Annotated in this window: 10 protein-coding genes, 2 tRNA genes and 1 other RNA gene; 11 read left to right on the top strand and 2 right to left on the bottom strand. The window is 36.4% G+C overall.

The features are described from left to right. The first annotated feature begins 19 nt into the window (after positions 1–19). The 6 genes from CLOCL_RS10325 to CLOCL_RS10300 all read left to right on the top strand — a co-directional run bounded on the left by CLOCL_RS10325 (position 20) and on the right by CLOCL_RS10300 (position 5,575). On the top strand, positions 20–1,015 hold the full coding sequence (locus CLOCL_RS10325) for a deoxyguanosinetriphosphate triphosphohydrolase (RefSeq protein ID WP_014255293.1): 996 nt from the start codon (positions 20–22) through the stop codon (positions 1,013–1,015). Positions 1,016–1,573: 558 nt separating this feature from the next. Next, the gene (gene dnaG, locus CLOCL_RS10320; RefSeq protein ID WP_014255292.1) at positions 1,574–3,361 is read left to right on the top strand and encodes a DNA primase; all 1,788 of its coding nucleotides are present in this window, start codon (positions 1,574–1,576) and stop codon (positions 3,359–3,361) included. A gap of 34 nt (positions 3,362–3,395) precedes the next feature. Beyond that, complete coding sequence (gene rpoD / locus CLOCL_RS10315; RefSeq protein WP_014255291.1) at positions 3,396–4,475, top strand: RNA polymerase sigma factor RpoD; 1,080 nt, start codon at positions 3,396–3,398, stop codon at positions 4,473–4,475. A gap of 398 nt (positions 4,476–4,873) precedes the next feature. Next, positions 4,874–5,095: a ferritin family protein gene (locus CLOCL_RS10310; protein ID WP_014255290.1), complete on the top strand. Its 222-nt coding sequence runs from the start codon at positions 4,874–4,876 to the stop codon at positions 5,093–5,095. 324 nt (positions 5,096–5,419) lie between these two features. Beyond that, positions 5,420–5,495 (top strand) — tRNA-Asn (locus CLOCL_RS10305). 3 nt (positions 5,496–5,498) lie between these two features. Then, a tRNA-Ile gene (locus CLOCL_RS10300) sits at positions 5,499–5,575 on the top strand. A gap of 72 nt (positions 5,576–5,647) precedes the next feature. Here CLOCL_RS10300 and CLOCL_RS10295 read toward each other — a convergent pair. Continuing rightward, positions 5,648–6,316, bottom strand: coding sequence for a Crp/Fnr family transcriptional regulator (locus CLOCL_RS10295; protein ID WP_014255289.1), 669 nt, complete (start codon positions 6,314–6,316; stop codon positions 5,648–5,650). Positions 6,317–6,456: 140 nt separating this feature from the next. Here CLOCL_RS10295 and CLOCL_RS10290 point away from each other — a divergent pair, with 140 nt between their 5' ends. Next, on the top strand, positions 6,457–7,161 hold the full coding sequence (locus CLOCL_RS10290; protein WP_014255288.1) for an ATP-binding protein: 705 nt from the start codon (positions 6,457–6,459) through the stop codon (positions 7,159–7,161). Positions 7,162–7,349: 188 nt separating this feature from the next. Here CLOCL_RS10290 and CLOCL_RS10285 read toward each other — a convergent pair whose 3' ends face one another. After that, positions 7,350–7,532, bottom strand: a complete 183-nt coding sequence (locus CLOCL_RS10285) for a hypothetical protein (RefSeq protein WP_014255287.1) — start codon at positions 7,530–7,532, stop codon at positions 7,350–7,352. Positions 7,533–7,690: 158 nt separating this feature from the next. On the opposite strand from CLOCL_RS10285, the gene CLOCL_RS10280 reads away from it, so the two are divergent. From CLOCL_RS10280 to CLOCL_RS10270, 4 genes are all read left to right on the top strand, one after another. After that, positions 7,691–8,413, top strand: a complete 723-nt coding sequence (locus CLOCL_RS10280; protein WP_014255286.1) for a tRNA (adenine(22)-N(1))-methyltransferase — start codon at positions 7,691–7,693, stop codon at positions 8,411–8,413. A 12-nt stretch (positions 8,414–8,425) separates the two neighbouring features. Next, complete coding sequence (locus tag CLOCL_RS10275) at positions 8,426–9,532, top strand: Nif3-like dinuclear metal center hexameric protein (protein ID WP_014255285.1); 1,107 nt, start codon at positions 8,426–8,428, stop codon at positions 9,530–9,532. A gap of 102 nt (positions 9,533–9,634) precedes the next feature. Beyond that, positions 9,635–9,993, top strand: an RNA gene (gene rnpB / locus CLOCL_RS21370) — RNase P RNA component class A. A 224-nt stretch (positions 9,994–10,217) separates the two neighbouring features. Beyond that, on the top strand, positions 10,218–14,843 hold the full coding sequence (locus tag CLOCL_RS10270; RefSeq protein ID WP_014255284.1) for an S-layer homology domain-containing protein: 4,626 nt from the start codon (positions 10,218–10,220) through the stop codon (positions 14,841–14,843). The last annotated feature ends 55 nt before the right edge of the window (positions 14,844–14,898 follow it).

Genomic DNA, 14,898 nt, shown 5'->3' with positions numbered 1-14,898 from the left:
ATTGAAAGGTGTTGATATTATGTTAGTACGTGAAGAGCTCGAAGAACTTGAAAAAAGGACTCTTTCTCCTTATGCCCAGTTGAGCTCTCAATCCAGAGGCAGAGAAATAGAGGAAAAGGAATGCGATCTTCGGACCAGATTTCAAAGGGACAAAGATAGGATTGTTTATTCAAAGGCTTTCAGAAGGTTAAAGCATAAAACCCAGGTATTTATTTCTCCGGAGGGAGACCATTATAGAACAAGGCTAACCCATACGTTGGAGGTTACTCAAATTGCCAGAACTATAGCGCGAAGTCTCAGACTGAATGAAGATCTTACGGAGGCTATTGCTTTAGGTCACGATCTTGGGCATACTCCTTTCGGTCATACCGGGGAGACTGTACTGAACTCTATTTGTCCCCAGGGGTTTAAACACAATGAGCAGAGTCTGAGAGTTGTGGATGTGCTTGAAAAGGAAAACGGATTAAACCTTACATGGGAAGTAAGGGACGGAATAAAAAACCATACCGGCGATGTGCTTCCTTCAACATTGGAAGGACAGATTATAAGATTTGCCGACAGAATTGCATATATAAACCATGATATTGACGATGCCATCAGAGGCGGTATAATTTCAAATGAGGATTTGCCGGAGGAATGTTTAAAAGTACTCGGCTATAGTTCAAGAGAAAGAATAAATACCATGATTGTAGACATCGTTGAGCAGAGCAGAGGGGTAAATGAAATAAGAATGAGCCCTCATATTCAAAAAGCCATGAATGAGCTGCGGGAATATATGTTTAAAAACGTATATATCGGCTCAAAGGCCAAAAAGGAAGAAATAAAGGCACAGAATATTGTAAAGCAGCTATATTACTATTTTAAAGAAAATAAAGACCTGCTTCCTAAGGAAATGTATAAATTTATTGACCGGGACGGTTATGACAAGGTTGTATGCGACTATATTGCAGGAATGACCGATAGATTTGCAGTGAAAAAGTTTAGAGAAATTTTCATTCCGGAGCCGTGGAATTGATTCGTGACTCTTAAAAAAACTGTTGATTTGATATTTTTAGATAAATTATAAAATTTTTCGATACAGGGGATAAGTTTTTTGGTATAAAAATTATACATTGCATTTGTGGCAGCAATATTCGACAAATGAAGAATTGTTCTTCAAATTGTGCTTAATGCGGCTATACGTATAATTTGGCAGTATTATTGAAAAAATATCTAAAAATATTTTTTTTAAGAAGGATTATTTGAATTTATGTAGAATAATAATTAAGTTTATGAGGAAATAAGGAATAATTGCTTATAAAAAAATATTGATTTTGATAAATTTTATGATATTTAGTGCAATTATATTATTGAACCGACCATTTTTAAAGCTATAGTTTGACCAATGCAAATAATTAAAATTGACAATAAAAAGAAGGAATATTAATAATAATGTCGAAGTTTTATTTTAAAGAAAAGTGATTTGCTGAGATCTCTAGTGGTCTGTAACATGATAATTTCAGTTACAAGACCTTAGAAATATATAGAGTATAGTTTTTTAATAAAAGGAGATGTATTGAAAGAAGAGAGCAGAATGTATGTGAAATATCCGGAAGAATTAATAGAAGAAATAAGGATGAGCAACGACATTGTTGATGTCGTGAGTGAGTATGTAAAACTCGAGAAAAAGGGAAAGAATTATTTCGGACTTTGTCCCTTTCATCGGGAGAAGACGCCGTCCTTCAGTGTAGACAATACAAAACAGATGTTTTATTGTTTCGGTTGCGGAAAAGGCGGAAGTGTAATTCAGTTTATACAGAATATTGAAAATTTAGAGTACATAGAGGCTATAAGATTTCTGGCTGAAAGAGTTAGAATTACGCTGCCTGAGGGGGAAAGCGAAGAGGAGAAAAAAAGAGCTCTTAAAATTCAAAAAATTATAAAAATAAATACCGATGCAGCAAGATTTTTTTATGAACAGCTGAATGCACCCGGAAATTCTGAAGCAAGGCAATATCTTGCCAGGAGAAAAGTCAGCGAAAGTATAGCGAAAAAATTTGGGCTGGGTTATTCAACCAATGATTGGGATTCATTATACAAGTACCTGAAAAGTAAGAATTATAGTGATGAAGATTTGGCAGACAGCGGTTTGGTGATTGCGCGAAAAGACGGAAACGGTTTTTATGACAGGTTTAGGGGAAGACTTATGTTTCCGATTTTTGATTTGCGTGGCAATGTAATTGGATTTGGGGGAAGGGTTTTGGATGATTCGCTTCCTAAGTATATGAATTCTCCAGAAACTCTTGTTTATAACAAAAGAAAAAATTTATATGCGCTGAATTTTGCCAAAAATTCATCGGAGAAACGAATTATTGTTGTTGAAGGATACATGGATGTAATATCCCTGTATCAGTTTGGAATAATAAATACAGTAGCATCTCTTGGCACAGCATTGACGGAAAGTCAGGGAAGGCTTCTGAAAAAATATGCTGAAGAAATAATAATTTCCTATGATGCAGATACAGCAGGCCAGGAAGCTACAATGAGGGGTTTGAATCTCCTGAACGATATAGGCTGTAATGTGAAAGTGTTATTGATTCCAAAGGGAAAGGATCCCGACGAGTTTATTAAAAGCAATGGAGCTGAAGCTTTTAGAAAATTGGTAGATAATGCTTTGACATTGGTTGAATATAAAATTAAAATGTTAAAGAAGCAAATTGATACCGCAACCATTGAGGGAAAAATTAACTTTTTGAACAGGGCGGCAGACATTATTGCTAAAATCAACAATAGTGTCGAGCAGGAAATGTATATAAAAAAGATTTCTGCGGATTATGGCATAAGTCAGGAATCCATGTTTGCCGAGGTTATTAAGAGAATTAAGCCTAAGGGGAATTTTAAGCCCACTGTTAAAGTGGAGCAGCCGAAAGTTGCAAAAAAGGAAAAAAACAATCAGGCAACAGAAGACAATTTGGCTTACTATGAGAGAATGGTTTTATCATTGCTGTGTATAGACAACTCTTTATATAAAAAAATTGAAGACAAGATTGATTTAGAATTTTTTACTTTAGAAGAGAACAGAAAAGTTGCTGAAATTATTTTTAATAAAATTAAAGATAAAAAAGGTATAGTGCCGGCAGAGCTTTTAAACTTAGTAAGCAATGAATCGGCGAATATTTTTGCAAGATTGATACAGGGGGAATGTAATTTTGAGGATAACTTAAGGGCTATTTTGGATATAATTAAGAAAATAGAGGGAATCAAGCTTGACAAAAGGCAAAAAGAGATACTTAGCATGATTTCTTCGCAAAAAAACAAAGAAGATGTTGAAAAGCTTAAAGAGGAGCTAAAAAACATTTTAATTCGGAAAAAAAGTATGTAGAGATACATTTTAATGAATGATCGGAGGGGCAGTAGTGAAACCCAATAATGAAAGTAAAAAAGCAATTTTAAAGGAACTTATTGAAAAAGGCAAACAAAAAGGTATGCTCACATATAAGGAGATAATGGATGCCTTTGAAGAAATCGAAATTGATCCTGAGCAGATAGAGAAGGTTTATGAGACTCTAGAAAACTTGGGAATAGATGTTGTTGGAGATATAGAAGATGAGATTGAGGATATTCAGCTTACTGAAGAAGACCTTGATCTCTCGGTGCCTGAGGGTATAAGTATTGATGATCCGGTAAGGATGTACCTCAAGGAAATCGGAAAGGTACCCCTTTTGAGTGCCGATGAGGAAATCGAATTGGCAAAAAGAATGGAAAAGGGCGATGTGGAAGCTAAGAAGAGACTGGCAGAGGCCAATTTAAGGCTTGTTGTCAGCATAGCCAAAAGATATGTGGGAAGAGGAATGTTGTTCCTTGACCTGATACAGGAAGGTAATCTGGGCTTGATTAAAGCCGTTGAGAAGTTTGATTACCGCAAGGGTTACAAGTTCAGTACTTATGCTACCTGGTGGATCAGGCAGGCTATAACCCGTGCTATAGCGGATCAGGCAAGGACAATCAGAATACCTGTCCATATGGTTGAGACAATAAACAAACTGATAAGGGTATCCAGACAATTGCTTCAGGAACTGGGAAAGGAGCCTCAGCCTGAAGAAATTGCAAAGGAAATGAATATGCCTGTTGAAAAGGTAAGGGAGATAATGAAGATATCGCAAGAGCCTGTTTCTCTGGAAACACCTATTGGTGAGGAAGAAGACAGCCATCTTGGAGATTTCATACCCGATGATGATGCACCGGCACCATCGGAGGCTGCTGCGTTTACATTGTTAAAAGAGCAGCTGATTGATGTTTTGGATACTTTGACTCCAAGGGAAGAAAAAGTGCTGAGGCTTAGATTCGGTCTGGATGACGGAAGAGCAAGGACTTTGGAGGAAGTTGGCAAAGAGTTTAACGTTACCAGAGAAAGAATCAGGCAGATAGAAGCCAAGGCATTGAGAAAACTCAGGCATCCAAGCAGAAGCAAAAAATTGAAGGATTACCTTGATTAAATATAAAAATTAAATGAAAATATAAGGAATCAAAAAGAGCAGATGGTTAATATTCCATCTGCTCTTTTCGGTTTTGATTATGGGAGAATCTACCCTAAAAAAAATTCCCGTACAAATAAGTGCTTACAAAAAGCAGAACTTTTTGTAACGGGATTTAGGGGAGTAAAATTGATTCATTTGTATAATAATAGAAAAATATATAAAAATCAATAACTAATACTGTTCGATTTACTGAACATAGGGAAAAAGTGTTAAACATGATTGACACGGTTTTTTTGAAGGTGGATGCCGGATATTAGAGCAAAGTTAAAAATAAAAAAATTTTACATGGAATAAATAATTAGTCTGTGTAACAAAATAATGCAAGAAAAATAAATAGAAAAGAGGAGATGAGTTTGATGGATCAAACAAACAAAAATGAAATAGAATTTACCACCTATGATAGATTGCTGATAGCATGGGAAAACTCAATGGAAATGGTACGGGATTTTGAAATGTACTCAAAGAGGATAGAAGATGAAAAGGTAAAGGAGGTTTTCAAGCAGTTTGCAGAGGAGGAAGGCAGGCATGCAAGCAAGCTGAGAGAACTGCTATTGGAGTATAGAAATCAAAAAAATTAAGAGATAACTTAAATTTATATTTGGCTATTGAACCTTAAATTCTTAATGCGAAATACCGGGATTAATCTAAGTTTATTATTGTGTGACCTAACGCTTCATTCCGTGGATTATACGTCGATTTACACCTTTATGATGTTAACGGCTTTTGATTGAAAAAAATATGCAAAAAAGTAGTATAACAGCGTATTAGCTAGAATTACGATGAAATTAAATGAAAACTGATAAAATTTTTATAAAAAGGTGAAAAATTCTCTTGACCGAATAACGATGCTTAAGTATAATATAATCTGTGCTCGGTGATGAAAAGCTTAGCACGATAAGCATTCCTCAATAGCTCAGTCGGTAGAGCATGCGGCTGTTAACCGCAGGGTCGTAGGTTCGAGTCCTACTTGAGGAGCCAAGCGGGCCTTTAGCTCAGTTGGTTAGAGCAACCGGCTCATAACCGGTTGGTCCGGGGTTCGAGTCCCTGAAGGCCCACCAAAATTATTGGATATTTAAAACAGCCACTCTGAAAAAGGGTGGCTGTTTAATTTTTGCATAAAGAGAATGAAATTAATATTCTTTAGCAAGTTTAAAATTATTTTTATGGAACTCCAGAATTCCTTCGTCACGTAATTTGCAAAGTTCTTTTGACATGGCACTTCTGTCTACTGACAGGTAATCGGCAAGTTCCTGGCGGTTAAAGGGTATGCTGAAGGTATTTGAACCGGACTTTATAGCCTGCTCGGACAGATAGGAAAGAAGCTTTTCCCTTGTTGTTCTCTTTACTATATGTTCTAATTTTTGTGTCAGCATTATATTTTTGCTTGCCAGTATTTTAAGTATATTCTGAATGAGCCTGCTGTGAAAAAGGCACGCAGAAGAACAGGTAGTAGTGATTTTACCGAAATCGACGAAAAGTACTTCCGCTTTTTCAGCTGCAACGGCACTTACCGGAAGTTTTTGGATATTTGCAAAAGCAAAGGCTTCTCCAAACATTTCTCCGGATTGCACTTTAGTAAGTATGGCACGATTTCCCCAGAAATCTTCCTTGATTATATTTACACTTCCGCATAAAACAATTCCAACATCCTTTATGGCATCGCCGGCAGACAGAATATATTCGTCTTTGGTGTAAGATGCTTTTCTTGCAGACAAACATTTTAACATGTAATCAAGGTCGGTTTTGTCGATACCGGAAAACAAAGGTGAAGTACACAAAACATTCAGATATTCTTTCATAATTACCTCGCTTTTGTTGTAAAAACAACAGATATTTTTAATTGATTATAGTACAATAACATCACAAGGTCAAGATAAGTAAATTTTAAAAGTTTTATTAAACTGCCCTGAAGAGCGGTAAAATAGAGGAGGTAAGAAAGATGATCAGAAGGATTATAAAAATAGATGAAGAAAAGTGCAACGGATGCGGCCTTTGTGCAGAAGCCTGCCATGAAGGTGCAATCGGAATAGTTGACGGCAAGGCAAAACTATTGAGAGATGACTATTGTGACGGCTTAGGAGATTGTTTACCGGCATGTCCCACAGGTGCCATTTCTTTTGAAGAACGCGAGGCAGCACCTTATGATGAGGAAGCTGTTATGAAAAATAAAATGAAAAAATTTGCTCAAAATATGCCTTTTGGCTGCCCGGGTTCGCAATCAAGGCAAATAAACAGGGAGACTGGGCATGCAGTTCCCAATGAAATACCGGCGGTTGAAAGTCAGCTTTTACAGTGGCCTGTACAAATAAAACTTGTTCCGGTAAACGCACCCTATTTTGACAATGCAAATCTGCTTATTGCAGCCGATTGTACAGCGTATGCCTACGGGGATTTCCACAACAGATTTATAAGAAACAGAATAACCCTGATAGGCTGTCCTAAACTGGATGATACCGATTATTCGGAAAAACTTACGGCTATTATCAGCAATAATAATATAAAGAGTATTACTGTTGTTCGTATGCAGGTTCCATGCTGTGCGGGAATTGAAAATGCTGTAAAAAGAGCACTTCAAAATAGCGGCAAGATTATTCCGTGGCAGGTTGTGGTTATTTCTCCCGACGGAAGAATTATTGAAGAGTGATGGCAGAATGTATTCAAAAATCAATTGCAAAGACTTACTCATTAAAACAAAAAATTTTTTAAGACATAAAAACAACTTCCGCTTTGTTTTGATTTCCTTTCCATGAGGAGTATTCAAAATAAGCGGAAGTTTTTTGCCTTAATTTTATGCTGATTATGCTTTGGAAGTATATTTAAAAAGGTTACTCCTTATTTTATTTTTTCCAAAAATGTATCGAAATTTTCCGTATTGTCATTGGTCTTTGTGTTGATACTTTTTTTAATGGTATTTTTATTTGCGATGCAATTATTAAGGCTTTCTGTTAATATTACCGTTTCGGATGCACTTTCTGTGTCCTTTACCTGAGCAGAAAGTCTGAAAATCAAATTCATATTGCAACACCTCAGTAAAATTTATAATAATTATTATTTATTATGTTCTGTTTTTTTTGTATAATTTATGAGAATATTAGTTATTCTCAATATATAGTGCCAAATGTTAATGCACAGACACAACTTGTGGATAAAATATAAATATATGGAAAAATGTAGTGTCTATACATATTATAACAGGTGATGGAATGATATTAAAGGGAAGAATTAAATTTATTGCAGATATGACACCTGAGTGCAATATTTTGAGTGATATTGGAACTGATCATGCATATATTCCTATTTATATGGTTAAAAATGAAAGATGCAGGAAAGCTATTGCCTGTGATATTCGCGAAGGCCCTGTTGCAGTGGCAAACAGGCATATTAAGCAGTTTGGTTTGGAAGGTAGGATAGAAACCAGGTTAGGAAGCGGCTTAAAACCTATTTCTGAGGAAGAAATGGATGTGTGCGTTATAGCCGGAATGGGCGGCGTTCTTATCCGGGAGATATTGGCCGAAGATATTGAAAAGGCAAAGCTGGCAAAAACTTTGGTCATACAGCCTATGAACTGCATTGAAACGGTGAGAGAATGGCTTTATGGAAATGGGTTTGATATTTACGATGAAGGATTGATAAATGAAGGATTCAGAATATATAATGTTATTGTTGCACGATGGACGGGAAATACGGTGTCAAAGGATGAGTTTTACTATCACATTGGTGAAAAGCTGATTGAAAAGAAAGATCCGCTGTTAAAGAGGTATATACAAAGAAGGCTTGATATTATAAATAAGGTTCTCAGTGAGATGAAGGCTATGAAGGATCCGGATTTTTATGTTATAGATCAACATAAAAAAATGAGGGAAGAACTTTGTTTACTGCTCGAGAAAATAGACTAAAGGAGTGATAAAATGGCTGTTAAATGCGGAGATATAGTCAAATTTATGGAAGAATATGCGCCACCGAAATTGGCGGAAGATTGGGACAATGTAGGACTTATGATTGGAAACCGTGAGGATGAGATAAAAAAAGTAATGGTCTGTCTTGATGTTACTCCGGAGGTTATACAAGCTGCAGAAGAAAACAATGTTAACATGATTGTCTCGCACCATCCTTTTATTTTTAAGGGACTGAAAAGAATTAATACGGATGATTTAAAAGGCAGAATGATAATTGACCTTATCCGAAAGGGGATAAATGTTTACAGCGCACATACCAATCTTGATGTAACCAACGGAGGAGTAAATGAACAACTAGCCCGTGCTCTTGGACTTAAGAACTTAAAAATTCTCAAAAGTTATAAATCCGAACGATTATTAAAACTTGCGGTATTTGTACCCAAAGATAGTGTTGATGCAGTGAGAGAGGCTTTAGGCAATGCTGGTGCCGGATGGATTGGAAATTACAGTGATTGTACATTCAGTACTGAGGGTATTGGCACTTTCAAACCCTTAGAGGGAACCAATCCGTATATAGGTACTAAAGGAAACCTTGAGAAGGTAGAGGAATACAGGATAGAGACTGTGGTAAGCGAAAGTATACTTGACAAGGTTGTAAGTTCTATGATTAGTGTTCATCCCTATGAAGAGGTGGCTTATGACATATATCCCCTTGAGCTTTCAGGCAAGGAATATGGATTTGGATTTGTGGGTGAAACAGATGAGGCTGTCGGAGTTAATGAGTTTGCAGAAACGGTAAAAAGCAGTCTAGATGTTCAAAAAGTACGCGTTATAGGTGATATTGATAAAAAAGTCAAAAGGGTTGCGGTTTTCTGCGGAAGTTTCAGCAATGAAATTATGGGTGCTGTTAAATCAAAGGCTGATGTTTTGGTTACAGGAGATGTAAAGTATCACGATGCTTTAGATATGATGCAAATGGGTATGTGTGTCATTGATGCCGGCCACTTTAATACTGAAAAGGTTGTATTGCCGGCCCTGGTTGACATTTTAAAAGAGAAGTTTAAGGATTTGGAAGTGTTAAGTAACGATGTGGAAAAAGATCCGTTTAAATACATTTGACTTATAAAACAGTTAGGGTTATAATGTTATTTACATTGAGTCTCGTATTTGTAAAAGAGAAAAAGCGAAAAGGTTAATACCTTGCAGCTTTTTTAGAAAATTTGAGTAAGTCAGATAGTCGCGTGTATGATACCGAAAGGTTGTACATGAGGAAAGTCCGGGCTCCATAGGGCAGGGTGCCGGGTAACCCCCGGTGAAGGCGACTTCAAGGATAGTGCAACAGAGATATACCGCCTGTTGGAAATTCGTTTTCCGGCATGGCAAGGGTGGAAAGGTGAGGTAAGAGCTCACCAGCGGCATGGCGACTTGCCGGCTATGTAAACCCCACCTGGAGCAACACCGCAAGAGGGACGTTAAGGTGGCCCGCTAGTCCCGGGTAGGTGGCTTGAACTTTACAGTAATGTAAAGTCTAGATAGATGACTATCGAATACAGAACCCGGCTTATAGACTTGCTCAATAAAATTATCAGAAACACTCGCTTTTAAGACGGGTGTTTTTGTTATGTATAATTCTTTTTTATGTTGGAAATTCGGTGAATACAGGTAATAATGTAAAAATCAAATTCGATTTGAAGTTTTTATAAAAATATAAATTGACTTATAAGGGGTAATATGGTAATAATTGTGTATAAAGTTTGTGAGTTAATAATTATTTAATCAAGTTATAGGGGGGTACAATTTAATTATGTACAAAAAAATTAAATTGGGCAGAAAAATAATATCTGCTGTGTTATCTGTATTTATTATGCTTTCATCTGCATTGAATGTGATGGCTTCAGAGACTGATGAGATGATTGATGCAGTAAGTAAAGCAAATTTGTGGCTTGCTAAAGTTCAGGACACTGACGGGAAGTGGAATGCTGATTTTTATTCTGACAGTATATTTTATACTTCAGAAATCAGCAGATATTTTAAGCAGGAAGGAATTTTCAGTGACTCTGTTAGTAAAGCAGAAGTTTACTTAAGATCACTAAAAGTAGAAAGTAACAACAACTATTTTTCTGCATTAATAGCAGGAGCGTTAGAAGAAGAACATCGTAATGAAATTATCAATTCTTTAATTACATCTCAAAAGCCAGATGGCGGTTGGGGCATAACAAAAAACTATGAAAGCAATGTGCCTGATACCGTAAAAATTCTTGAAACCCTCATTGAGCAAAACTCTGATATTAATTCTATAAAGAAGGGAATCGACTATTTGATACACAATCAAAACTCTGACGGAAGTTGGTCAGTTGTCAGAGGTAGTGAAGGCAACTTAGCTTTAACTGCTGAGGTGGCAATACTGTTAAATCAGTTTATTACTGTAACGGGACTCACTTCTTCAAGTCTTGAATCAGCCATGATAAGAGCTGGATCCTATCTCGAATCAAATTTGGGTGCTGACGGTACATGGGGAACTGATGAAAACTTTATTGAGGATACACTTCTAGCATATAGGGCTGTGTTACTTACAGTGGGGACAGAGCCTGTAAAAACATTGGAAGATATCTTAATTGCACTTCAGAATGAAAATGGAAGTTGGTATGATGATGCGTACATAACTATGCTTGCCGCAAAGGCATTAAAAGAGAGAAGATTTTTGCCGGTTGCACAAATTAATTACATAAAGCTTTATACAGTTGGAGATGAGGGAGAAAAATTTGAATCCTATAGTTATAATCCTTATGAATCTTTTGATATTGATGTTGATATAGAAACTGATAACATTGACTCAAAACTATTTGTATTTATTAAGAAACCTGATGGAACAGCCATATTGTTGCCTTCAAACGGTGCTTTGTCATGGAACACAGCTAATAACCCTGAAGGGGAATATTGGGTGGAAGCAATTGTTAAGGACAATTCCTCGGGACGTGTAATGGCAAAGCTTGAAAAGAGTTTTCTTATTAATTCAGGTTTTAGAGCAGGGAATGTGATTGTTTCTTTAGCACCACATTTTACACGTGTGGATAAACCTGTAAAGGTAAAAGCAGATATTGCTGTGGAAAACCTCTCAAACATTAACAAACAGGTTGAGGTATGTACGGCAGTATACAGTGAAGATAAGTTAATAGAAATTGAACGTAAAATGGTATTATTTGATTTTGAAGACCCGATGCCTATAGTTGGGGGAATTACATTTGAGCCGGATGTTTCATCTGAAAGAGAGTATATTATAAAGTCATTAGTATTTGACGGTACCGAAAAAATAGCTGAAGGACAGGATACTTTTAATGTTTTGCCTTTAGCAGATTCACAGACTTTTGATTATACTCTCATGCAGGGTGAGGAAGTTTCTGAAACCTTGAGAGTTTTAATACCCGAACTTCCGCCAAAAGCAGATGTAATATTCTCCTTTGACTTGACAGGAAGTATGGGAGGCATATTAAATACTGCAAAGACAAGAGCAAAGGAAATAATGACTGAACTTAACAAGCTAGGTGTTGATATAAATTATGGAGTTGTCTCTTACATGGATTATCCTTATGGTTATTCAAGTGATTATCCATATATGCTTAATTGTGCGCTTACAGATAGCATAGCTTCTGTATCTGACGCAATTAATTCTTTGAGACTTGGATCTGGAGGAGATGGCCCAGAGTCCTATACAAGAGTTCTTTATGAAAGCTATGCTGATCCGAATATTGGTTGGAGAAATGGTTCAAAGAAAATTTTTGTGAACTTTGGTGATAATATTCCTCATGATAACAATATTAATGAAGGTGTTCCAGGCTTAACAGGAGTTTATAATACAGGAACAGACCTTGGGCGTGACGGTTTGCCGGGAACAGAGGATGATCTTGATCTTCAGGAAGTTCTTGCAGAAATGGCAGCAAACAATATTGTGCTTCTTGCTTGTCAAACTAACGGAAATTATGGTAACTACTGGAGTTATTGGTCTGGATTGACTGGTGGTAAGATGTATAATACCAACTCTTCAAATTTGGCCAGTGAAGTTGTTAAAGCAATAACTGACAGTTTAACAGCTACTGATATAGAAAATCTTACTCTGGTTCCATCTGTAGGTGGAGAGGAATGGATATACAAAGTTACTCCGGAATCATATTCCGGAAAAACAAATACTGTAGTACCATTTGAAATTTTTATCAAAGTGCCGTTGGGTACAAAAAAAGGTTTGTATACCTATACTCTTGATGCAATAGATGGCAATGGTGTTAAGTATGCTACATACAAGATTAATATCGATGTTGTAACTGATGAAGTTGCATCGGCAATTCGTACTGTAATTTCTACAGACAAAGAGCAATATTTACCGGATAGAATTGTTGATATTAATGCTACAGCTAAAAATATTACCAATACTGAAGCAGATTTTGTAGGAAGGGTAGAAATTGTTGATTCTAAAGACAATGTTGTCGATGTGGTAGAAGACAATATAAAAATGCATTGGGAAGCTAATGAAGCAAAGGATTTGAACTTTAAATGGAATACAGGTAAGACTATTGCAGGAAGATATAAGGTGAAAATTACTTGGAAAAACGAAATAAGTGAGTTTTCAGCCTATTGCGAATTTACCGTAAGTCCCGATGGACAGATCAAAAATTCAGTAAGTACCGATAAGCTTTCTTATTATACAAACGAAAGGGTCAATATCATTGAAACTGTCACGAATACAAGTAAAAATGCTATTTTTTCCGATTTGCATGTTCAAACAAAAATAGAAGATTCAAAGGGCAAATTAATATGGAGCGATGAAACGTTGTTGGTAGAACTTCTTCCGGGCAATAAGTCAAGAATCAGTAAAAGCTGGATGCCGGAAAATACAGAGCCTGGATATTACAATGTGAAGTCATCGGTATATGAAACAGTCTATGGTGAAGTATATTACAATGCACCAATTTGCAGTAGTATTACTACAATTGAAATCCTTTCTTTAGACGGAACAAGGTTTGGAGTAGTCGGTAAAATTGAAGCTGCACCGAAAATAATTGCACCTGATGACAGTGTAGTATTCAGCCGTACTTTGAGTAATACAGGAAACGCAGACATTGATACAGTTAAAAGGGAAATTATAATTAAGAACCCTGTTACGGGACAGATTATTGATACTATTGCTGATAATGTATCATTGCCGATTACGAAGACTATATCCGACACAATAACATGGAGCAAATCAGGATTGAAAGAGGGAGAATATCTTGTAACTTACCAAGTGGAGTTACCTGACGGAACGGTTGTAATATTGGGTAGTACAGGATTTAAGGTTGTTGGCAAAGCTACACCAAAACCAACTCCAGCTAAAACTACAAAAAAAGAAGATAAGATTACACCAAAACCGAGTACAGTAGTAGTTCCAACAGAGCCTATACCTTTGGCAAATCCTGTGGATGTTGCGATTTCGATATTGGCAGATAAAAGAGTGTATACCGAAAACGAAGAAATAACATTTACAATTAAATACAAGAACTTACTCGAAACAGGAACCGGAGCTTTAAAAATAACTGCTGAGATACCGGAAGGTACAACAATTTCAGATGCCGGAGATGGCAAAGTTGATGGAAATACGATAACATGGGAAATACCTGGATTTTTGGGCAAAGGTTCAGCTTATAAGGTCTATAAAGTAAAAATCGGGGAATTGAACAAGAGTGAAATGATAATTGAGAATACTGCAAAAATATATGGAGATATTGGCTTAATAAATACTGAAGATGATACTTCAACTATAAAGGTTATGGCTCGTACTGCAAGATTGGGTAATATTATACACAAAGCCTATATCAAAGGCTATCCGGGAGAAGTGTTTATTGCTGAGAATGACCTTACACGGGCAGAGGCTGCTACTATATTTGCAAAGATAATGGATCTAGATTTGCCGTCAATTAGAAAGGGTTCCTATAATGATGTTAAAGATAGTCATTGGGCTTGGCGATATATTGAAGCAGTTACAGAAGCAGGCCTTTTTGAAGGATACGGTGATGGCACGTTCCGGCCGGAAGCTAAAATCACAAGGGCCGAGTTTGCAACAGTCGTAGCAAAATACCATGGTCTTAAAAATGTAACTCCTTTTGAGGAAAATTATAATGATATAAAAGGACATTGGGCGCAGAACTATATAGAAGAAATAGTTAGATTTAAAATAATTGAGGGATATGAAGATGGTACTTTCAAACCTCAGTTAAATATAAAGCGTTCAGAAGCAGTTACAATGGTGAATAAAATGCTGTTTAGAGGACCATTGCTGGTAGAGACTCCTACTTTTAAAGATGTTAAGACCACAGACTGGTTCTTTGGTCAGGTTGAAGAAGCTGCAAGAGACCATGAAGTCACCCTTGATGAGAATAATAATGAAATAATACTGAAGTAATATAGAAAGGTTGTATCCATTAAAATTAGTACTGTTATTCTTGAAAGTTTGCATT

This window comes from Acetivibrio clariflavus DSM 19732, assembly GCF_000237085.1.
Taxonomy (GTDB): Bacteria; Bacillota; Clostridia; order Acetivibrionales; family Acetivibrionaceae; genus Acetivibrio; species Acetivibrio clariflavus.
The sequence above is the reverse complement of the archived record's forward strand: the minus strand, read 5'-3'. Positions and strand labels throughout refer to the sequence as shown.

What these genes read in the sequence shown, in the direction of transcription:
- CLOCL_RS10325 (WP_014255293.1), top strand. Translation starts at nt 20, where the DNA reads ATGTTAGTACGTGAAGAGCTCGAAGAACTTGAAAAAAGGACTCTTTCT.
- dnaG (WP_014255292.1), top strand. Translation starts at nt 1,574, where the DNA reads ATGTATGTGAAATATCCGGAAGAATTAATAGAAGAAATAAGGATGAGC.
- CLOCL_RS10310 (WP_014255290.1), top strand. Translation starts at nt 4,874, where the DNA reads ATGGATCAAACAAACAAAAATGAAATAGAATTTACCACCTATGATAGA.
- CLOCL_RS10295 (WP_014255289.1), bottom strand. Translation starts at nt 6,316, where the DNA reads ATGAAAGAATATCTGAATGTTTTGTGTACTTCACCTTTGTTTTCCGGT.
- CLOCL_RS10290 (WP_014255288.1), top strand. Translation starts at nt 6,457, where the DNA reads ATGATCAGAAGGATTATAAAAATAGATGAAGAAAAGTGCAACGGATGC.
- CLOCL_RS10285 (WP_014255287.1), bottom strand. Translation starts at nt 7,532, where the DNA reads ATGAATTTGATTTTCAGACTTTCTGCTCAGGTAAAGGACACAGAAAGT.
- CLOCL_RS10275 (WP_014255285.1), top strand. Translation starts at nt 8,426, where the DNA reads ATGGCTGTTAAATGCGGAGATATAGTCAAATTTATGGAAGAATATGCG.
- CLOCL_RS10270 (WP_014255284.1), top strand. Translation starts at nt 10,218, where the DNA reads ATGTACAAAAAAATTAAATTGGGCAGAAAAATAATATCTGCTGTGTTA.